This window comes from Lysinibacillus sp. JK80, from assembly GCF_027557635.1.
Taxonomy (GTDB): domain Bacteria; phylum Bacillota; class Bacilli; order Bacillales_A; family Planococcaceae; genus Lysinibacillus; species Lysinibacillus capsici.
In genome coordinates this window covers 2,438,612-2,458,146 of sequence record NZ_CP058997.1, presented here as the reverse complement: position 1 = coordinate 2,458,146, position 19,535 = coordinate 2,438,612, and the positions used below count along the sequence as shown (strand labels likewise).

General features: G+C 37.9%; 21 protein-coding genes. All 21 read left to right on the top strand.

The annotated features are described in order from the left end of the window. Nucleotides 1-274: 274 nt before the first annotated feature. Nucleotides 275-2,431, top strand: coding sequence for an EAL domain-containing protein (locus tag HXV90_RS12595; RefSeq protein ID WP_054548715.1), 2,157 nt, complete (start codon nucleotides 275-277; stop codon nucleotides 2,429-2,431). A gap of 124 nt (nucleotides 2,432-2,555) precedes the next feature. Continuing rightward, nucleotides 2,556-3,185, top strand: coding sequence for a uracil phosphoribosyltransferase (gene upp, locus HXV90_RS12590; protein ID WP_004269470.1), 630 nt, complete (start codon nucleotides 2,556-2,558; stop codon nucleotides 3,183-3,185). A 157-nt stretch (nucleotides 3,186-3,342) separates the two neighbouring features. Beyond that, the gene (gene wecB / locus HXV90_RS12585) at nucleotides 3,343-4,464 is read left to right on the top strand and encodes a non-hydrolyzing UDP-N-acetylglucosamine 2-epimerase (protein WP_004269471.1); all 1,122 of its coding nucleotides are present in this window, start codon (nucleotides 3,343-3,345) and stop codon (nucleotides 4,462-4,464) included. A gap of 537 nt (nucleotides 4,465-5,001) precedes the next feature. Beyond that, a complete protein-coding gene (locus HXV90_RS12580) occupies nucleotides 5,002-5,373 on the top strand; it encodes an ATP synthase subunit I (RefSeq protein WP_004269472.1) in 372 nt (123 codons plus the stop codon). Nucleotides 5,374-5,409: 36 nt separating this feature from the next. Continuing rightward, nucleotides 5,410-6,120: a F0F1 ATP synthase subunit A gene (atpB, locus tag HXV90_RS12575; RefSeq protein ID WP_004269473.1), complete on the top strand. Its 711-nt coding sequence runs from the start codon at nucleotides 5,410-5,412 to the stop codon at nucleotides 6,118-6,120. A gap of 63 nt (nucleotides 6,121-6,183) precedes the next feature. Then, nucleotides 6,184-6,408, top strand: a complete 225-nt coding sequence (atpE, locus tag HXV90_RS12570; protein WP_004269474.1) for a F0F1 ATP synthase subunit C — start codon at nucleotides 6,184-6,186, stop codon at nucleotides 6,406-6,408. 172 nt (nucleotides 6,409-6,580) lie between these two features. Continuing rightward, complete coding sequence (atpF, locus tag HXV90_RS12565) at nucleotides 6,581-7,102, top strand: F0F1 ATP synthase subunit B (RefSeq protein WP_016992759.1); 522 nt, start codon at nucleotides 6,581-6,583, stop codon at nucleotides 7,100-7,102. Further along, nucleotides 7,099-7,635 (top strand): F0F1 ATP synthase subunit delta, encoded by a 537-nt coding sequence (locus HXV90_RS12560; RefSeq protein ID WP_115674213.1) that lies wholly within the window; start codon nucleotides 7,099-7,101, stop codon nucleotides 7,633-7,635. The genes atpF and HXV90_RS12560 overlap by 4 nt, the downstream gene beginning before the upstream one ends. A gap of 28 nt (nucleotides 7,636-7,663) precedes the next feature. After that, on the top strand, nucleotides 7,664-9,172 hold the full coding sequence (atpA, locus tag HXV90_RS12555) for a F0F1 ATP synthase subunit alpha (RefSeq protein ID WP_004269477.1): 1,509 nt from the start codon (nucleotides 7,664-7,666) through the stop codon (nucleotides 9,170-9,172). 47 nt (nucleotides 9,173-9,219) lie between these two features. Continuing rightward, the gene (gene atpG, locus HXV90_RS12550; protein WP_004269478.1) at nucleotides 9,220-10,077 is read left to right on the top strand and encodes an ATP synthase F1 subunit gamma; all 858 of its coding nucleotides are present in this window, start codon (nucleotides 9,220-9,222) and stop codon (nucleotides 10,075-10,077) included. A 51-nt stretch (nucleotides 10,078-10,128) separates the two neighbouring features. Next, on the top strand, nucleotides 10,129-11,544 hold the full coding sequence (gene atpD / locus HXV90_RS12545; protein ID WP_004269479.1) for a F0F1 ATP synthase subunit beta: 1,416 nt from the start codon (nucleotides 10,129-10,131) through the stop codon (nucleotides 11,542-11,544). A gap of 24 nt (nucleotides 11,545-11,568) precedes the next feature. After that, the gene (locus HXV90_RS12540) at nucleotides 11,569-11,976 is read left to right on the top strand and encodes a F0F1 ATP synthase subunit epsilon (RefSeq protein WP_004269480.1); all 408 of its coding nucleotides are present in this window, start codon (nucleotides 11,569-11,571) and stop codon (nucleotides 11,974-11,976) included. Nucleotides 11,977-12,057: 81 nt separating this feature from the next. After that, nucleotides 12,058-12,297, top strand: a complete 240-nt coding sequence (locus tag HXV90_RS12535; RefSeq protein ID WP_004269481.1) for a DUF1146 family protein — start codon at nucleotides 12,058-12,060, stop codon at nucleotides 12,295-12,297. Between the two features lie 463 nt (nucleotides 12,298-12,760). Beyond that, nucleotides 12,761-14,071: a UDP-N-acetylglucosamine 1-carboxyvinyltransferase gene (murA, locus tag HXV90_RS12530; protein WP_048395622.1), complete on the top strand. Its 1,311-nt coding sequence runs from the start codon at nucleotides 12,761-12,763 to the stop codon at nucleotides 14,069-14,071. An 81-nt stretch (nucleotides 14,072-14,152) separates the two neighbouring features. Further along, nucleotides 14,153-15,091: a stage II sporulation protein D gene (gene spoIID, locus HXV90_RS12525; RefSeq protein ID WP_048395630.1), complete on the top strand. Its 939-nt coding sequence runs from the start codon at nucleotides 14,153-14,155 to the stop codon at nucleotides 15,089-15,091. A gap of 37 nt (nucleotides 15,092-15,128) precedes the next feature. Then, a complete protein-coding gene (locus HXV90_RS12520) occupies nucleotides 15,129-15,806 on the top strand; it encodes a M23 family metallopeptidase (protein ID WP_048395635.1) in 678 nt (225 codons plus the stop codon). Between the two features lie 156 nt (nucleotides 15,807-15,962). Continuing rightward, nucleotides 15,963-16,223 (top strand): sporulation transcriptional regulator SpoIIID, encoded by a 261-nt coding sequence (locus HXV90_RS12515; RefSeq protein WP_004269485.1) that lies wholly within the window; start codon nucleotides 15,963-15,965, stop codon nucleotides 16,221-16,223. 209 nt (nucleotides 16,224-16,432) lie between these two features. Beyond that, the gene (locus HXV90_RS12510) at nucleotides 16,433-17,428 is read left to right on the top strand and encodes a rod shape-determining protein (protein ID WP_004269486.1); all 996 of its coding nucleotides are present in this window, start codon (nucleotides 16,433-16,435) and stop codon (nucleotides 17,426-17,428) included. Nucleotides 17,429-17,449: 21 nt separating this feature from the next. Then, nucleotides 17,450-18,283 carry a flagellar hook-basal body protein gene (locus tag HXV90_RS12505; RefSeq protein ID WP_269897352.1) on the top strand — a complete coding sequence of 278 codons (834 nt, stop codon included), beginning with the start codon at nucleotides 17,450-17,452 and terminating at the stop codon, nucleotides 18,281-18,283. 24 nt (nucleotides 18,284-18,307) lie between these two features. Further along, nucleotides 18,308-19,147 carry a flagellar hook-basal body protein gene (locus HXV90_RS12500; RefSeq protein WP_048395638.1) on the top strand — a complete coding sequence of 280 codons (840 nt, stop codon included), beginning with the start codon at nucleotides 18,308-18,310 and terminating at the stop codon, nucleotides 19,145-19,147. A gap of 47 nt (nucleotides 19,148-19,194) precedes the next feature. After that, nucleotides 19,195-19,485: a DNA-directed RNA polymerase subunit beta gene (locus tag HXV90_RS12495; protein WP_269897351.1), complete on the top strand. Its 291-nt coding sequence runs from the start codon at nucleotides 19,195-19,197 to the stop codon at nucleotides 19,483-19,485. Nucleotides 19,486-19,535 lie beyond the last annotated feature (50 nt).

The window sequence follows — 19,535 nt, the reverse complement described above, 5'->3', positions numbered from 1 at the left end:
AAAGCTGTATTTAAAGTACAAAATTTACTTTAAATACAGCTTTTTATTTTGGAAATGGAGGATTAAACTGTAAAAAACATCTTTTTTCTAATAAAGTAGAATAATCCTCTTATTTTTGAATAAATTTACATAAAAACGGTATAAAGGGATATATTATAGTAGGCAGAGGACAGATAGTGTCCTAGAAAAGAAGTTTTTTTTAATAAAAGTGAAAATTTAATTAAATTTTATGTACAATGGAAATGAGATGAAGTGATAGAAAAGGAGGGGTTGGATGGTCACTAAATCGTTAAACACAGATTATGATGTATTATTAAACAGCATTCGCAAATTAGGTAATAATTCGAAAGAAAGCTACGTTATTTTTGATGCGACGAAGCATCATTACATAGTAGAGTGTAATGATTCTTTTTGTATGCTTACTAATGCTGCACGTTCACAAATTCTAAATACTGATTATTTTTCATGGCTATCAATGGACGAAAAAATGACAACCATTGAAATGATTAAAGAAAAAATACATAACGGCATAATGGTGCAGGCGAAGCTATATCATAATGGCATCGATAAACCTCCCTTTTGGGCAGAAATACAAGCATTACCTTTTTGCAATGAGGCAAATGTAACGCAATTTGTTTTAGTATTAGTGAAGGATGTTACATATTATCATACAGAAGACTTCTTAATGCGTTTAGAAAATGATATGTACAGGGCAATTGAGAAGGAGTTTACTTTTGAGCAAAAGATGAAGCTTATTTGTCAAGGCCTCGATGAATTTTTCATGCCAAATATTGCAAGCATGGTGCTTATAAAAACAGAAGTAAACCAATTACAAGTTTTCATAGGAGATAATCAAACAGAGAGCGTACCAAAATGTTGTACAAACAATGATTTCTTTAATAAGGTCATGCAATCAGAAACGTCTACTTTCATAGAAAATTTAGATGAAGTGAATATTCCTAAAGAACATAAGCAATATGCTTCGCTAGCTAAAAAGCCGCATGGATGGTTTATCCCTATACGTAATCAACAGCGGCAAGTAATAGGTGTTTTCTCGATATTTAGCCAAAAAACACAAAGTGACCAAATGCTTAAAAATATGTTTCGAAAAATGGGTGCTCTTGTTGCATTGGCTTATTCATATGCAAGGACGCAGAAAAAAATTTGGGATTTAGCCTATACAGATATTACAACAGGTCTGCCTAATCGTCACAGCTTTGTTAATACGATTGAAAGGGAAGTCCAGCAGGGGCAAAGCGGCTTTATTAAAATATTAAAACCTAGTGAATTTCATCAAGTAGTTGAATTATATGGCCGTGAAATTGGTGATGAACTTTTAAGACAACTTGCCAAACGTCTTGAGCAAGACAAGTCAGAAAGTAATGAGTATGTTGCTAGATTCACTAGCTCTAGTTTGATTATGACTACAATATCACTTCATGAAGATTTGAATGATTATGAGATGAGAATAAAAGAAACGATTCGCCAGCCTTTTATTATAGGAGGAAAGCAAATCTATATTACATTAAAAACAGGCATTGCTTCCTATAATGATGACATAAATATTAATGATGCGATTCGTTTTGCAGATAATGCGTTATCCTTTGCAATCGATAGGCCAGGCACACATACTGAAATATTTACAACAGAGAAAAATGATGTGCTTGTACAGAAGATGACGGTTTTAAATCATTTGTCAGAAGCCATCAAAAATAAAGAAATAACAGTCCACTTACAGCCTAAAGTAGATTTACGCAATGGGGAAATTCAAAGTATTGAAGCACTTGCAAGATGGATTTCTCCAAAATTGGGTTTTGTTTCACCGGCAGTCTTTATTCCAGTAGCTGAGAGTGCTGGTAAGGTTCGGGAAATTGATGTACTTATTTTAGAGACGGTACTCTCATGGCTTTCAGAACGACAACGCCTGGGAAGGAAATTAGTGAAAATAGCTGTCAATATTTCACCTGACCATTTTTACTACACGCACTTTGTTCAGGATACACTGAAACTTGTGCGGAAGTATAATATTGACCCTAGCTATATTATCTTAGAGGTGACAGAAAATATTGGTTTAGTAGATTTCCAATCAGCCTATAAGATCATTCAAGAGCTGAAGAGCTATGGCTTTAAAACATCCGTAGATGATTTTGGAACAGGCTTTTCTTCATTAAGCTATTTACAACAACTACCGTTTGCTGAACTAAAGATTGATCGTAGCTTCATCAATGCTATTGAAGATCCAGCAACACTGGCTATTGTTCGCTCTATCATTCAGTTAGCATTAAATTTAGGGATGATTTCAGTGGCAGAGGGTATAGAGACAGAGGAACAGGTTGAGATTCTACGTGCGCTAGGATGCACAGTAGGACAAGGATACTTCTATTTCAAGCCAATGCCAATTGAACAATTAGATATAATCCTTGATCAATAACTTAGTTTTGACAAAAGAATAGATGATAAATGGAGTTGTCCTAAATTTATTTTTGAGGCGACTCCTTTTTTCTGTTATACTAGTTGAGATAAAAATGAATCCGAACGGTGAGGAGAGAATCCCTTTGAGCAAAGTCTATGTATTTGATCATCCACTAATCCAACACAAATTAACTTATATTCGCGACAAGAATACAGGAACAAAAGAATTTCGTGAGCTAGTAGACGAAGTGGCAACACTAATGGCATTTGAAATTACACGTGATATGCCAGTAGAGGAAATTGAAATTGAAACACCTGTAACAATTGCAAAAACAAAAGTACTTTCTGGTAAAAAACTTGCAATCGTACCGATTTTACGTGCAGGTATCGGTATGGTAGATGGCGTATTAAAGCTTATCCCTGCTGCAAAAGTTGGTCATATTGGTCTTTACCGTGATCCAGAAACATTAAAACCAGTTGAATATTACGCAAAACTTCCTGCAGATGTTGAAGAACGTGATTTCATCATTGTAGATCCAATGCTTGCAACTGGTGGTTCTGCAGTGGAGGCAATTCATTCACTGAAAAAACGTGGAGCTAAAAACATTAAATTCATGTGCTTAATCGCTGCACCAGAGGGTGTGAAAGCTATTCAAGAAGAACATTCGGATGTAGATATTTACATTGCTGCACTTGATGAAAAATTAAATGACCATGGTTATATTGTACCTGGCTTAGGTGATGCCGGAGACCGTCTATTCGGTACAAAATAAAAATCCATACATGAAATTTCCTCATTTAGGAAACTAATAATTTGTGAAAGCGTCCTTCAAATTGAAGGGCGTTTCATAGTATGTGTAGGTAAGTAATCCCTCATCAACAGGAGATTGATCTTACTATACAATAACAAAAAGGACGGTGCAGATCGTTTTGACAAAGAAATGGAAAGTAATGACGATTTTTGGTACAAGACCAGAAGCAATTAAAATGGCTCCTCTTGTTTTGGAGTTACAAAAGTATCCTAAGCAAATAGAATCTATTGTAACTGTAACAGCACAGCATCGCCAAATGCTCGATCAAGTATTAGAGACGTTTAGTATTACACCAAACTATGACTTAAATATAATGAAGGATCGCCAAACATTAATTGATGTAACGACAAACGCATTACAGGGTTTAGATAAAGTAATGAAGGAAGCACAACCAGATATCGTTTTGGTACATGGTGATACAGCAACGACTTTCATTGCAAGCCTCGCTGCGTTCTATAACCAAATTGCGATAGGACATGTAGAAGCGGGACTTCGAACATGGAACAAATATTCACCATATCCAGAGGAAATGAATCGCCAACTAACAGGCGTGATGGCAGATTTACATTTTGCGCCAACTGAAGTATCTAAAAAGAATCTTTTAGATGAGAACAAAAATCCAGCGACGATTTTTGTTACAGGTAATACAGCAATAGACGCATTAGCAACAACAGTCAGTGAACACTACACGCATCCTGTATTAGATAAAATTGGCGAGGATCGCATGATTTTATTAACGGCACATCGTCGTGAAAATCTTGGTGAACCAATGCGCCATATGTTTAAAGCGATTACTAGAATACTCGCAGAACATGAGGATGTTCAAGTTGTTTATCCAGTTCATATGAATCCGGCTGTAAGAGAAATTGCTAATGAAATTTTAGGGAATAATAAACGAGTGCATTTAATTGAGCCTCTTGAAGTATTTGATTTCCATAACTTTGCGGCTAATTCATATATGATCTTAACGGATTCAGGCGGTGTACAAGAAGAGGCACCTTCATTAGGAAAGCCAGTGCTTGTTCTTAGAGATACGACAGAACGTCCAGAGGGGATTGCAGCAGGAACATTAAAGCTAGCAGGAACAGAAGAGGAAACAATTTACGCCTTAGCAAAGGAATTACTAACAGATAATAATGCCTATGAAGCAATGGCTAAAGCATCAAATCCATATGGAGATGGACATGCATCTAAGCGTATTGTTGAAGCATTGCTAGGATTTTTACAAAAAACTAATTAAAATACTATATTTTATATTAAAAATAAGTCTAATGTACCTGTTGAAATGGGTAAGCTAATTTACGAGCATAATCTTGTCGTAAATTAGCTTTTTTTATGCGTGAGAAGGTTGAGAAATTTTGAAACTATGAAATTTCATACACAAATTTGTCAACAATTTGACAAGAGTATAGAGGCTGTGAAGTTTTTCTCCTTTACCAATTGACTTCAAATATCACCTATTGTATGCTTACAAAGGGTAAGAATGATAAGGGTTTCTGTTCATAAATAGGACGTTGAAACACTTGTTATATCAACTTTCTACTAAATTGACAGTTCAAAATAAGACTGTCGATTTGCAACGTTTTGTGCGTTTCGGTTTTTACCGAGTCGGTAAGGGGTGTAAGTTATTTTTTTGGGCATTTACACCTGTAATTGAAATGACTCTCCCATTACTATTCCGCTGTGAGTAGTGCTTTTCACTGCTCTTTTCTGATTTCACATAGTGGTCAGCAAACGTTTTCATTACTCGAAAAAATGATTCAGGAGATTACAACCAATGCTAGATTTGCATCACATTTTTGCTGTGCAGAAGAGGGCGTTATTTTTTTTGCTTGCACTCTGCGCATTAGGCTGGGGATTTACCCCCTATCAAACTGTTTTTGCGGGCATCGCAGTCGGTGCATTCTTTGGTACGTATAATTTTTGGATTTTAGTTCGGCGTATGGAGAAGTTTGACAGATCCATTAGTGAAGGGAAGAAAATAGGCTCACTTGGTACAGCGCTTCGCTTTGGATCAGGTGTTGCGGCAGTCGCAATAGCCATTTCGTTGCCAAACTATTTTCACTTAATTAGCACGGTTATAGGGCTAATGATTCCGTACGTTTTTCTCTTTGTCGAGAGAATTGTGTCACATGTAAGGAACCGCTAATGTGCTTTAAATTAGAAAGAGAGGTGAAAAATAACAATGAATCATGAAGCTCCGTTACTAGAAGTCGGTTTTTTAACATTTAACTTATCAACAGTTATGATGTTACTAGTTGCAGCAATTATCGTATTTTTAATTGCCTTTATTTCAACTAGAAGCCTAAAGTTAAAACCTACTGGTATGCAAAACTTTATGGAATGGATTATGGATTTCGTTAAGAATATCATTAAAAGCAACATGGATTGGAAAACTGGTGGTCGATTCCACGTTCTAGGTATCACACTAATTATGTTTATCGCAGTATCTAACTTACTAGGTCTTCCTTTCTCAATTGTCTATGGGCATGAGCTATGGTGGAAATCACCAACAGCTGACCCTACAGTAACGATGACATTAGCAGCAATGATATTAGTCTTAACGCATTTCTATGGTGTAAAAATGAAGGGTACAGGTCATTATGTTGGTACATTCTTCAAACCAATGTCATTCATGTTCCCACTTAAAATAGTAGAAGAATTTGCAAACACATTAACATTAGGTTTACGTCTTTACGGTAACATTTACGCGGGTGAGATTTTACTTGGCTTACTTGCAGGTTTAGCATCATCAGGTGCTGTGGGATTCATCGGGGCAATCGTTCCTATGATGGCATGGCAAGGTTTCTCAATTTTCATCGGCTTTATCCAAGCCTTTATCTTCACAATGTTAACAATGGTTTACATGGCTCATAAAGTGAGCGATGACCATTAATATAAAGCATATACCCTATGCTTGAACAACAAAAACAAACAATTCCAAGGAGGAAATTTTCAAATGACAGGTTCATTAGGTTTATTAGCAGCAGCAATCGCAATCGGTTTAGGTGCACTTGGTGCAGGTATTGGTAACGGTCTTATCGTATCAAAAACAGTAGAAGGTATCGCTCGTCAACCAGAAGCTCGTGGCGTTCTTCAAACTACAATGTTCATCGGGGTTGCATTAGTTGAGGCCCTACCGATCATCGCAGTAGTAGTAGCATTCATCGTAATGAACAAATAATTCAGTTGAACACTGAATTTTACTAGTGGCGAAGCAGGATTCTCCAGATGAAACTTCGCCCTTCATTTTGGAACTGATAAAAGCTATGTGTAAATATAGCTTTTTAAAATAGGTAGTTTTTTAGTCATTAAATTATGTTGAAGTTAAAGCTCTTGAAGGGAGTGAAACAATCGTGTTTTTAGATAATCTTGTACTAGGTGCAGGCGGTGCTTCGTTAAATAGTGGAGATATCATCGCAACATTAGTTATTTTCATCGTATTAATGTTACTACTTAAGAAATTCGCTTGGGGTCCACTTATGGGCATTATGCAACAACGTGAAGAATTAGTAGCGAGTGAAATCGAAGCAGCTGAAAAAGCGCGCAAAGAATCGCACCAATTTTTAGAAGAACAAAAGAGCCTTCTTAAGGAAGCTCGTACAGAAGCACAATCGATTGTTGAAGGCGCTAAGAAGCAAGGCGAATTACAAAAAGAAGAAATTCTTACTGTAGCTCGTAATGAAGCAAATCGCTTAAAAGAATCGGCTTTACGTGAAATTGAGTCTGAAAAAGAAAAAGCTATTGCAGCTGTACGTGATGAAGTCGTTTCATTATCTGTACTTGCAGCATCTAAAGTCCTTAGCAAAGAGATTTCTGAGGCAGACAACCGTGCTCTAATTGAAGAGACGATTGCGAAGGCAGGGGAAGCTCGATGAGTAATTCAACTGTAGCAAAACGTTACGCTCAAGCGCTTTTTGAATTGGCGCAACAAAAAAATATTCTTACTGAAGTAGGAGCAGACTTAAGTGAACTAACAAAAGTAGTAAAAGAATCGCCTGATTTTTTAACGCTTTTAAATGCACCTAAGTTCTCCGTTGAACGAAAAAAACAAATGGTAGCTGATATCTTTAATGGTGCAACACCAGAAGTTTTACACACTGTTCAACTTCTAGTTGAGAAAAAACGTGTAAACGAGATGACACAAATTGCTAAGGCATATGCTGAACTTGCTGCGCAAGCACAAGGCACTGCAGATGCAACAGTATTTTCAACACGCGCACTTTCTGCAGAAGAAAGCGCTAATATTTCAGCAGCGTTCTCGAAACTTGTTGGAAAACAATCATTAAATATTACAAACGAAGTTGATCCATCTTTACTTGGTGGTATTCGTGTTCAAATCGGTAACCATATTTATGATAGCTCAGTAGCTAATAAACTAGAGCGTCTAAAACGTGAATTAATCGGTTAATAATTTAGAAATGTGAGAGGTGACATACATGGGCATCAAGGCTGAAGAAATCAGCAGTCTGATTAAACAACAGATTGAGAATTATGAATCTGAACTTAAAGTAAGCGAAGTTGGTACAGTTATCCGTATTGGTGACGGTATTGCTCTTGCTCATGGCCTCGACAACGCCATGGCTGGAGAACTACTAGAGTTCTCTAATGGTGTTATGGGTATGGCTCAAAACCTAGAAGAAGGTAACGTTGGTATCGTAATCTTAGGTCCATACACTGACATCAAAGAAGGCGATGAAGTTCGTCGTACAGGTCGTATCATGGAAGTACCAGTTGGTGAAGAACTAATTGGTCGTGTTGTAAACCCACTTGGACAACCAGTGGATGGACAAGGTCCTATCAACACTACAAAATCTCGTCCAATCGAAAGTCCAGCTTTCGGTGTAATGGCTCGTAAATCAGTACACGAACCACTACAAACTGGTATTAAAGCGATTGACGCATTAGTACCAATCGGTCGTGGTCAACGTGAGTTAATCATCGGTGACCGTCAAACTGGTAAAACATCGGTAGCTATCGATACAATTCTTAACCAAAATGACCAAAATATGATTTGTATCTACGTAGCAATCGGTCAAAAAGAATCTACTGTACGTGGTGTTGTAGAAACTCTTCGTAAACATGGCGCTTTAGATTACACAATCGTTGTGACAGCTTCTGCTTCTCAACCAGCTCCATTATTATTCTTAGCACCATTTGCTGGTGTATCTATGGCTGAAGAATTCATGTTACAAGGTAAACACGTATTAATCGTGTATGATGATCTTTCTAAACAAGCATCAGCTTACCGTGAACTTTCACTTCTTCTTCGCCGTCCTCCAGGTCGTGAAGCATATCCTGGTGACGTTTTCTACTTACACAGCCGCTTACTTGAACGTGCTGCGAAGTTAAATGAAACATATCAAAATGGTTCGATTACAGCTCTTCCATTCGTTGAGACACAAGCTGGGGATATCTCTGCATACATCCCAACTAACGTAATCTCAATCACTGATGGACAAATCTTCTTACAATCTGACTTATTCAACTCAGGTGTACGTCCAGCGATTAACGCCGGTCTTTCTGTATCACGTGTAGGTGGATCTGCTCAAATTAAAGCGATGAAAAAAGTTGCGGGTACACTTCGTCTTGACTTAGCTGCATTCCGTGAGCTTGAATCATTTGCTCAATTTGGTTCAGATTTAGATAAAGTAACACTTGCTAAACTTGAGCGTGGTAAACGTACGGTTGAAGTTCTTAAACAAGACCTTAACAAACCACTAAAAGTTGAAAAACAAGTTGCAATCCTTTACGCATTAACTAAAGGTCATTTAGATGATATTCCAGTACAAGATATCGTTCGCTTCGAATCAGAATTCTTAAGCTGGTTAGATTCAAACCACACAAACGTTTTAGATCATGTTCGTACTACTAAAGAGCTTGCTCCTGATGCGGATTATGAAGCAGCAATCAATGCATTCAAAAAAACTTTCGCTAAATCAGAATAAGTCTTAGCTAGTCACTTGATTAAAAAACAGAAGGTGGTGAAATACCAGTGGTAAACTTACGCGAAATTAAAGGTCGTATTACTTCAACAAAGAGTACGAAGCAAATTACAAAAGCAATGCAGATGGTTTCTTCTTCTAAGTTACGTCGTGCAGAGCAAAATGCTAAAGCTTACGTTCCTTACATGGAAAAAATTCAGGACGTAGTAGGCGCGATCGCTTCAGGGACAAAAGACAGCGGACATCCAATGTTAACTGCTCGTCCTGTTAAGAAAACGGCTTACTTAGTCATTGGTTCTGACCGTGGTCTTGCAGGTGCTTACAATTCAAGTATCCTACGTCAAGTACAACGTACGATTAACGAGCGTCATAAATCAAAAGACGAATACGTTATTTTAGCAGTAGGTCGTGTTGTTCGTGACTACTTTGTGAAACGTGATCATAATGTCATCAGTAATGTTGTCGGTCTACCTGACCAACCAACATTTGCTGATATTAAAGAAATCGCTCGTAATGCTGTTGGTATGTTCATTGATGGTACGTATGACGAACTTTATATGTACTATAATCACTTTGTCAGCGCTATTGCTAGCGAAGTGACAGAGAAAAAACTTCTTCCATTAACAGATATTGCCCCTGCAAGCGGTACTGCTTCTTATGAATTCGAGCCATCTGGTGAAGCAATTCTAGAAGTGTTACTTCCACAATATGCGGAAAGCTTAGTTTATGGCGCATTATTAGATGGAAAAGCAAGTGAACATGCTTCTCGTATGACGGCTATGAAAAATGCAACAGATAATGCAACTGATCTTATTTCAGACCTTTCTTTGCAATATAACCGTGCACGTCAAGCGGCGATTACACAAGAAATTACAGAAATCGTTGGTGGAGCTGCAGCCTTAGAATAGGCAAGCAGCTTCCCAATGTCGTATAAGAATACGATAGGAGGGTACACAGTAATGAATAAAGGACATGTTATTCAAGTAATGGGTCCAGTTGTTGACGTTAAATTCGACAATGGCCAATTACCAGCAATCTATAACGCTTTAACAGTTAAGATTGAACGTCCTAATGAAGAACCAACAATTCTTGCATTAGAAGTTGCGCTTCATTTAGGTGATGATTCTGTTCGTACAATTGCGATGTCATCTACTGATGGCTTACAACGTGGAGCAGAAGTAACAGACTTAGGAAAAGCTATCTCAGTACCAGTTGGTGAAGTTACACTAGGTCGTGTATTCAACGTACTTGGAGAAGTAATTGACTTAGGTGAAGAGATTCCAGCAGACGCACGTCGTGATTCAATTCACCGTGAAGCACCAACTTTCGAGAATCTTTCAACTACAGTTGAAATTCTTGAAACAGGTATCAAAGTAGTAGACTTACTTGCACCATATATCAAAGGTGGTAAAATCGGTCTATTCGGTGGTGCCGGTGTAGGTAAAACTGTATTAATCCAAGAATTAATCAACAATATCGCACAAGAGCACTCTGGTATCTCTGTATTCGCTGGTGTAGGTGAGCGTACTCGTGAAGGGAACGACTTATTCTTCGAAATGAGCGATTCAGGCGTTATCAAGCAAACAGCGATGGTATTCGGTCAAATGAACGAGCCACCTGGTGCACGTATGCGTGTTGCTTTAACTGGTCTTACAATGGCGGAATACTTCCGTGATGAGCAAGGTCAAGACGTACTTTTATTCATCGACAATATCTTCCGTTTCACACAAGCAGGTTCTGAGGTTTCTGCCCTATTAGGTCGTATGCCTTCTGCGGTAGGTTACCAACCAACACTTGCAACTGAAATGGGTAAACTACAAGAACGTATCACATCTACGAACAAAGGATCTGTAACTTCTATTCAAGCGATTTATGTACCAGCCGATGACTATACTGACCCGGCTCCAGCTACAACTTTCGCCCACTTAGATGCAACAACTAACCTTGAGCGTAAATTATCTGAAATGGGTATCTACCCTGCGGTTGACCCATTAGCTTCGACTTCTCGTGCATTATCACCTGAAATCGTAGGCGCTGAGCACTACGCAATTGCTACTGGTGTACAACGTACAATCCAACGTTACCGTGAATTACAAGATATCATTGCAATCTTAGGTATGGATGAGTTATCTGATGAAGATAAACAAACAGTAGAACGTGCTCGTCGTATTCAATTCTTCTTATCACAAAACTTCCACGTAGCGGAACAATTCACTGGTCAAAAAGGTTCTTATGTACCTGTAAAAGAAACTGTTCGTTCATTCAAGGAAATCCTTGATGGCAAATGGGATCACCTACCAGAAGATGCTTTCCGTCTAGTTGGTTCAATTGATGAAGTAGTTGAAAAAGCGAAAAGCATGGGCGTAGAGGTTTAATACTAGGGACGAGGAGGAAAAAATATGAAGACAGTTCTAGTCAATATTGTCACTCCCGACGGCCCAGTATACGATTCTGAAGTATCAATGGTAATCGCTAAAACAACTTCAGGAGAAATCGGTGTTCTTGCAGGCCATATTCCAATGGTTGCTCCACTTGCAATTGGTGCAGTGAAGCTTAAAAAAGAAAACGGTTCGACTGATATTGTTGCAGTAAGCGGTGGTTTCATTGAAGTTCGTCCAGAAAAAATCTCAATTTTAGCGCCGTCTGCTGAAATTGCTGAAAGCATCGATGTTCAACGTGCTAAAGAAGCCGTTAAACGTGCTGAAGGACGTCTTCAAAGTAAACAAGACAACATTGATTTCAAACGTGCTGACCTAGCATTAAAACGTGCGTTGAATCGTATCAACGTTCATGAGGGTAATATCTAATTCATTTTTAACGGGCAGATATCGCATCTGCCCGTTTTTTAAGGTGAATAAACATATTGAAGGAGAAATGGAGGATGCTACATGGAAATATATGAAGCGATCGGACAAGAAGCTTTATTGGGTATTTTGTCTCACCTATTTTTTATTGCTATTACTTTTTACGCATTACAAGCTTTTATGATCGAAAAACTATTTAAAAAGAATCGAGTTTTTCAAATTCAGCTCATTTATATTTTACTTAGTATTGCGATAGGCTCAGCAGTATCTAATTTCTTTCTTCAAATATCTAGCTGGTCAGGCAAACTTCCTTATTTATTTTAAAGAATTCGTTGCTTTCTTTCATAAATTTATAGGTCTACATACTTCAAAGGACTTTATAATACCATTTGTGTGGCCCTTTGAACTATGTAAAAAGACGCTAATACATTAAATTCTTATGAATTTTACGCTATTAGCTACCAAGATACCCATTGATAAATGTACGATAATAGGGCCTGCCACTTCATTTTTTATAGAAAAAAGTGAAAAGTTGTTTTTTATTCATATATCTTTGGGTATGTATTAGAAGCGAACGGGTTATTGGTCATTCACAAAAAAAATTTAGCAGCGTACAATAAATAAATAGCAAAAAATCTAATAATGGCTTAAAATAGTGATTTGGACGCTTGAACGAGCGTTAGAAAAGTTGTACTATAGAGTTGTTTGTTTACTGATTATGACATTATACTTCTTTATTAAAATAAAAATTTGGTAGGTTAATAGATTGAATTCGGAGGGACATAGGGTGGATAAAATAATAGTGACTGGCGGTCAAAAACTACAGGGAAAAGTACGTGTAGAGGGCGCAAAAAATGCAGTGTTACCAATCCTTGCAGCTGCTTTACTTGCTTCAAAAGGAGAAAATGTAATTAAAGAAGTCCCTAATTTAGCAGACGTCTTTACAATAAATGAAGTACTTAAAAGTTTAAACGCAGCAGTTACATATATACCTGAAGATAATGCCGTATATATAGATGCAACAAAAGAACTTTCAAGTGAAGCTCAATTTGAATTTGTTAGTAAAATGCGTGCATCTATTTTAGTAATGGGATCTCTACTTGCTCGTAATGGCTATGCTCGTGTAGCACTTCCTGGAGGCTGTGCAATTGGATCACGTCCGATTGAATTACACTTAAAAGGTTTTGAAGCAATGGGTGCAAAAATTTCATTTGGCCATGGCTATGTTGAGGCGAAGACAGAGGGTCGCTTAAAAGGGGCTAATGTGTATTTGGATTTCCCAAGTGTTGGGGCAACTGAAAATATTATGACAGCTGCATCTTTAGCTGAAGGGACAACTGTAATTGAAAATGCAGCGAAAGAGCCTGAAATCGTGGATCTTGCAAACTTTATTAATAGTATGGGTGGCCGTGTAATCGGAGCGGGGACAAATACGATTCGTATCGAAGGAGTCGATACATTATATGGAGTAGAGCATCATATTATTCCTGACCGTATTGAAGCTGGTACATTTATGGTGGCAGCAGCTATTACGAGAGGAGATGTGGTGATTGAAAACGCAGTTCCTGAGCATATGACTGCTTTAATAGCTAAAATGCGTGAGATGGGCGTAGAAATTACTGAGTTGGATGAAGGAATCCGTGTACGAGTTCCCAAAACACTAAAAGCAGTTGATATCAAAACAATGCCACATCCTGGTTTCCCAACAGATATGCAATCACAAATGATGGCGTTAATGCTTACTGCTGAAGGTACGAGTATTATTACAGAAACGGTATTCGAAAACCGTTTTATGCATGTTGAGGAATTCCGTCGCATGAATGCTGGTGCTAAAATAGAGGGACGTTCTGTGTTTATCGAGGGGCCTGTGGATCTTCAGGGAGCTGAGGTAATGGCAACGGATTTACGAGCTGCGGCTGCATTAATTTTAGCGGGTCTTGTATCAGAAGGAATGACACGTGTCACAAAACTTCATCATTTAGATCGTGGTTATGTTGATTTCCATGGAAAATTAGCATCTCTTGGTGCTAATATTGAACGTATTACAGAAGAGGTAGTGACAATTGAAGATGTAACAGTTGAATTGCCTACAAACTAAATAGATTTTAAAACCCTTTGCTTTTTATGCAGAGGGTTTTTGTTTTCTCATAACTACAAGAAATCTAGCATATTATTCCTTATGAAAAAATGGATGATTAGTATAGGTGTCATTTGCTTGATTGGGGCATTATATATGCTTCCTATAGTAGGGTTTAGTGAAAGACAAGAGGCTATCATACCTCAAACTAGTGATAAGAATGCTTGTGAAATATTTATAGAAGTGGAGGGGCAAGAAGAAAAAATCCCTTTGGAAACGTATATTACAGGAGTAGTTGCTGCAGAAATGCCCGTTTCTTTTAAAAAAGAGGCATTGAAGGCACAAGCTATTGCAGCACGCACATATGCGTTGAAAACGACAAATTACGGAAAAATTGCGATCGCCCCAACTGTGGCAAAGCAAGTCTTCTATGATGAAGAACAAAGAAAGGCGAATTGGGCTAGCAATTTCCTGGGAAATGAAAAGAAAATTGTCGAAGCTATCAATGAAACACAAGGACAAGTTATTCTTTATAATAATGAATTGATTACAGCCATGTTTCATTCAACAAGCAATGGTAAAACAGAAAGTGCTTATGGATATGGTGGAAATGATATTCCATATTTGCAAAGTGTTGCAAGTATATCTGATCAAACATCTCCTAAGTTTGAGGCTGAGCAAGAATGGACTTTAGCTCAATGGAATAAGCTCTGGCCTATACAATGGCAACCTAGTGATTTTAATCGTATCCAGTTATTTTATAATGATTCTGGACGAGTAGAACGTTTACAGCTAGGGAATAACGTCTGGACAGGGAGAGAGGTAAGAACGCTCCTTGGTATACCATCAACTGATTTCACAATCATCTTTAATGCCAATAAAAGAAAAGTTCAAGTGAAAACTCAAGGTTATGGGCATGGAGTGGGCATGAGTCAATATGGAGCTGAGGCAATGGCAAATGAAGGGAAAACAGCTGCCGAAATTTTACACTATTATTATCAAGATATTGAAATAAAAAAAATAGATGCATGTTTAAAATAACTTCTAGTTGTTCACACTGCAACTAGAGGTGATGAAAATGAGAGAGGATAAAAATAACAAAGCTTCTCAAAACCAAGATCCAAATCAAAAGGAAAATGGCCAATTACAAAAGAAACCGTGGTTTTGGCCAGTAGTTTACACAGGTGGTGCACTTGTTCTAGCAGGATTGTTATTTGGTTACAATAGTCTCGTATCAAAAGTAGAAGAGGCTCCTTTACCAGATTTAGCTGAAGTAGATCCAGGTCCTGTAGTGGAAACTAATGCACGAACTGAAAACATGAAGTATCCATTCAAAGAAGAGAATTTTAGTAAAGTACAAGTCTTACAAGAATTTTACGAGTTAGAGGCAAATGAAGAGTCTCGTGAAAATGCACTAATGGTATTTAATCAAACATTTACTACATCTTCAGGAATCTCTATTGCTATGAATGGTGAAGAGTTTGAAGTACTAGCTGCTATGAGTGGTAAAGTACTAGAGGTAAAACTAGACGCATTTACAGGCAATAAGATCGTGATCGAGCATCCAAATGGTATGCAGACACATTATAGCTCTGTGAAGGATATCGCTGTTAAAGAAGGCGATGAGGTTACACAAGGTCAAGCATTAGGAAAAGCGACTGACAACGAGTGGAATCAAGCGGCTGGCGTCCACATGCATTTCGAAATTCTTGAAAACGGAAAATATATCAATCCGAAAAAATTACTAGCTTTTTAATGAGAAAAGCTAGTAACGCATAAAAAGTCAGCATTTTATCAAGAAAATGCAAAACGTGTTCTGAATAGCTTTGTCCTCACATAAGGTGAAGAAATGCGCAAATGTGCATCTGATTGCCAAAGCATTTTGTGAAATTGTGTGGAAAGGACGAAGAACGTGCATGAGCACATTCGGAAGCGCTGCATACGCCTCGGTGAATTACTGATTGAGACGCGTGAGACTGTGCGTGTCCTCGCGAAAATGACTGGTTATTCAAAAAGTACGGTGCACAAGGATTTAACAGAGCGATTACCAACAATTCATGAAGGATTAGCTGACCAAGTGAAAGAAATACTCGCCTACCATAAGGCCGTACGTCATATTCGCGGAGGAGAAGCAACGAAAAACAAGTGGAAAGAAAGAGCGAGTCAAGAATGATTCGTTCTTTTTTGCTGTGTTGGACAAGCATAAGTAATGATTTTCTAAGAATAGTAATTCTATATTATAGCCGTTCACTGCCTAAAAAGAAAACAGTCTTATTCACTAAATTTAGGTGAAATTACCAATAGAATATGATAAAATATTCTAGATAAAGAGATAAAATGAACGTTATGTAGTTGGAACTGGCGGGAAGGAGAAATTATAAAATGTTTTCGAAAGATATTGGCATTGACTTAGGGACTGCGAACGTATTAATCCACGTTAAGGGGAAAGGGATCGTCCTCAATGAACCATCTGTTGTGGCGATCGATAAAAAGACAAATAAAGTATTAGCGGTTGGGGAAGAAGCCCGCCAAATGGTAGGGAGAACGCCAGGTAATATCACAGCTATTCGTCCACTAAGAGACGGAGTCATTGCAGATTTTGATGTGACAGAGGCGATGTTAAGACATTTCATCAATAAATTAAACGTAAAAGGATTTTTGGCGAAGCCACGCATATTAATTTGTTGTCCAACGAATATTACAAGTGTTGAACAAAAGGCAATTCGTGAAGCTGCTGAAAAATCCGGTGGTAAAAAAGTATATTTAGAGGAAGAGCCAAAAGTTGCAGCAATAGGTGCTGGAATGGATATTTTCCAACCAAGTGGAAATATGGTAGTCGATATCGGGGGCGGAACGACAGATATCGCAGTTCTATCAATGGGTGATATCGTAACAAGTGAATCCATTAAAGTAGCAGGCGATGTGTTTGATAACGATATTTTGCAATATATTAAAAAAGAATATAAATTGCTGATTGGAGAACGTACTGCAGAGGCAATCAAAATGACAATTGGTACAGTTTTCAAAGGTAGTCGCAATGATACAATGGATATTCGTGGCCGTGATATGGTAACAGGTTTACCACGTACAATTACAATTGAGTCTGAAGAAATTGAACGTGCACTACATGAGTCAGTAGCCATGATTGTCCAGTCAGCTAAAAATGTCTTAGAAAAAACACCACCTGAACTATCAGCCGATATCATTGATCGTGGAGTGATTATAACTGGTGGTGGTGCATTGTTACATGGAATGGACCAGCTATTAATAGAAGAGTTGAAGGTACCTGTTTTCATTGCAGAGAGACCTATGGATTGTGTAGCCATTGGTACAGGTATCATGCTTGAAAATATTGATCGTGTGCCAGCATCCTTATAAAAATAAAATGAGGTGATTTCTTTGTTTAAAGGATTTTATACAGTTGCAACAGGTATGATCACGCAACAAAGAAGAACAGAATTACTTACCAATAATTTATCAAATGCGAATACACCAGGATTTAAGGCAGATCAATCTACGATTCGCTCATTTCCAGATATGCTAATGTCTAGCATTGGAAAAACAAATGCTCCTGCTCACCAACAAGCCGGCGCAGAATATATGAGTCAAGTAGGAGCTTTAAATACAGGGACATATTTACAAGAAACATTGCCAAATTACATACAAGGCCAAATCTATAAGACTGATTTTACAACAGATATGGCATTGATTAATGGAAACTTACCACAAAATGAAGATGGTGTGACGGGTTCAGTTTTCTTCCGACTAGAGCATCCTGCTGGTGGTGAGGCTTACACACGTAATGGTAATTTCACGTTAGATGGGCAAGGCTATTTAGTTAATGGTCAAGGATTATATGTACTAAATGATGCTGGGCAACGTATCCAGCTACCAAATGATGATTTCCGATTAGATGAAAGTGGCGCTATCTTTGTAAATAATCAACAAGTAACTCGTGTTGGTGTATCATTTGCTGCTAACCCGAACATGCTACAAAAACAAGATAATGGCCTTATTCGTACAGAAAATGGTGAGAACTTGCCAACAGCTTATGGAGCGAATGGTGTTTCCTTTACACTACGTCAAAACTTTTTAGAAGGGTCAAACGTAGATTCTGGTCGCACAATGACAGATTTAATGACTGCCTACCGTGCATTTGAAGCAAATCAAAAAGTATTACAAGCTTATGATCGTAGCATGGAGAAGGCTGTGAATGAAATCGGAAAAATTTAATGGGCGAACAGGGGGCTTTTATCAATGCTACGTACAATGATTACAGCTACAAACACAATGGGGCAATTACAAAACAAACTGGATACCATTAGTAATAACATTGCTAACAGTAATACAACGGGCTATAAAACAAAGGAAGCATCCTTTAATGAATTACTTTATCAGCAATTTAATAATGATAAGCAGGATCGTGCAGAACGACAAACACCTGTTGGTATTCGCTATGGATCTGGCGCAATGATTGGGCAAATTAAATCCAATGAAAAGCAAGGTTCATTACAAACAACTAATCGTGATTTAGACTTAGCTTTCACAAAAGCGAAACAATATTTCAATATTTTGATGCCAGATGGTGAAAATGGAACTGAAACAGTGTATACTCGACAAGGTGACTTTTATTTATCTCCATTGAATAATGGAACAGTTATGCTTGTAACAGCAGAGGGTTATCCAGTAGCTAATGCTGCAGGACAAGCTATTACATTACCAGACACGGTTCAAAAGTTTGCTGTTCGAGATGGTGGCGTATTAGAAGCATCTTATCCAAATGGGGATATTATACGTACGGATTTAGCTGTAACAGAATTCCAAAAGCCGCAATTAATGGAGCATGTTGCCGGTTCTTATATGGGATTACCTAATAATTTAGCTGAACTTGGCTATACGCAGGCAGAAGTTTTGACAGAGCTTGTGGGAGCCAACCGTCAGCAAATTGGCATGCAAAGTGGTACTCTAGAAATGTCCAATGTTAACCTCTCGAAAGAAATGACAGAACTCATTCAAACACAACGTTCTTATCAATTCAACGCAAGAGCGGTGACATTAGCAGATCAAATGCTAGGACTAATTAATGGCATTCGATAGGAAGTTATCCAAAAACGCATAGTAAGGAATGAAGAGGAGTACAATCTATGACAAACGATTCACGTCGACGTTCTGTGCCGACACAAGAAACCGATACGCAACTGCAACCAGAAAAGAAAGAACGCCGCTCGACTGGAGAGCAACGCGAGGTTCGATGGGTGCAAATCCGACTGATTCCGATTTGGTTACGCATTGTAATTGTTCTCATTTTAGTCGTTGTTGCCGCAGCATTAGGCGCAATGTTTGGCTTTAGCGTTATTGGAGAAGGCAATGCTATGGATATTTTTAAACGAGAAACATGGCAGCATATATTTGATATTATGAATGGTAAAGAATAACATTATTCTTTACCTTACTTTGTGTATACATACTTAATTTTTGAGGGGGA

What these genes read in the sequence shown, in the direction of transcription:
- HXV90_RS12520 (WP_048395635.1), top strand. Translation starts at nt 15,129, where the DNA reads ATGAGAGAGGATAAAAATAACAAAGCTTCTCAAAACCAAGATCCAAAT.
- HXV90_RS12500 (WP_048395638.1), top strand. Translation starts at nt 18,308, where the DNA reads ATGCTACGTACAATGATTACAGCTACAAACACAATGGGGCAATTACAA.
- HXV90_RS12580 (WP_004269472.1), top strand. Translation starts at nt 5,002, where the DNA reads ATGCTAGATTTGCATCACATTTTTGCTGTGCAGAAGAGGGCGTTATTT.
- HXV90_RS12510 (WP_004269486.1), top strand. Translation starts at nt 16,433, where the DNA reads ATGTTTTCGAAAGATATTGGCATTGACTTAGGGACTGCGAACGTATTA.
- HXV90_RS12535 (WP_004269481.1), top strand. Translation starts at nt 12,058, where the DNA reads ATGGAAATATATGAAGCGATCGGACAAGAAGCTTTATTGGGTATTTTG.
- atpA (WP_004269477.1), top strand. Translation starts at nt 7,664, where the DNA reads ATGGGCATCAAGGCTGAAGAAATCAGCAGTCTGATTAAACAACAGATT.
- HXV90_RS12560 (WP_115674213.1), top strand. Translation starts at nt 7,099, where the DNA reads ATGAGTAATTCAACTGTAGCAAAACGTTACGCTCAAGCGCTTTTTGAA.
- atpD (WP_004269479.1), top strand. Translation starts at nt 10,129, where the DNA reads ATGAATAAAGGACATGTTATTCAAGTAATGGGTCCAGTTGTTGACGTT.
- atpE (WP_004269474.1), top strand. Translation starts at nt 6,184, where the DNA reads ATGACAGGTTCATTAGGTTTATTAGCAGCAGCAATCGCAATCGGTTTA.
- HXV90_RS12495 (WP_269897351.1), top strand. Translation starts at nt 19,195, where the DNA reads ATGACAAACGATTCACGTCGACGTTCTGTGCCGACACAAGAAACCGAT.
- HXV90_RS12595 (WP_054548715.1), top strand. Translation starts at nt 275, where the DNA reads ATGGTCACTAAATCGTTAAACACAGATTATGATGTATTATTAAACAGC.
- spoIID (WP_048395630.1), top strand. Translation starts at nt 14,153, where the DNA reads ATGAAAAAATGGATGATTAGTATAGGTGTCATTTGCTTGATTGGGGCA.
- atpB (WP_004269473.1), top strand. Translation starts at nt 5,410, where the DNA reads ATGAATCATGAAGCTCCGTTACTAGAAGTCGGTTTTTTAACATTTAAC.
- HXV90_RS12540 (WP_004269480.1), top strand. Translation starts at nt 11,569, where the DNA reads ATGAAGACAGTTCTAGTCAATATTGTCACTCCCGACGGCCCAGTATAC.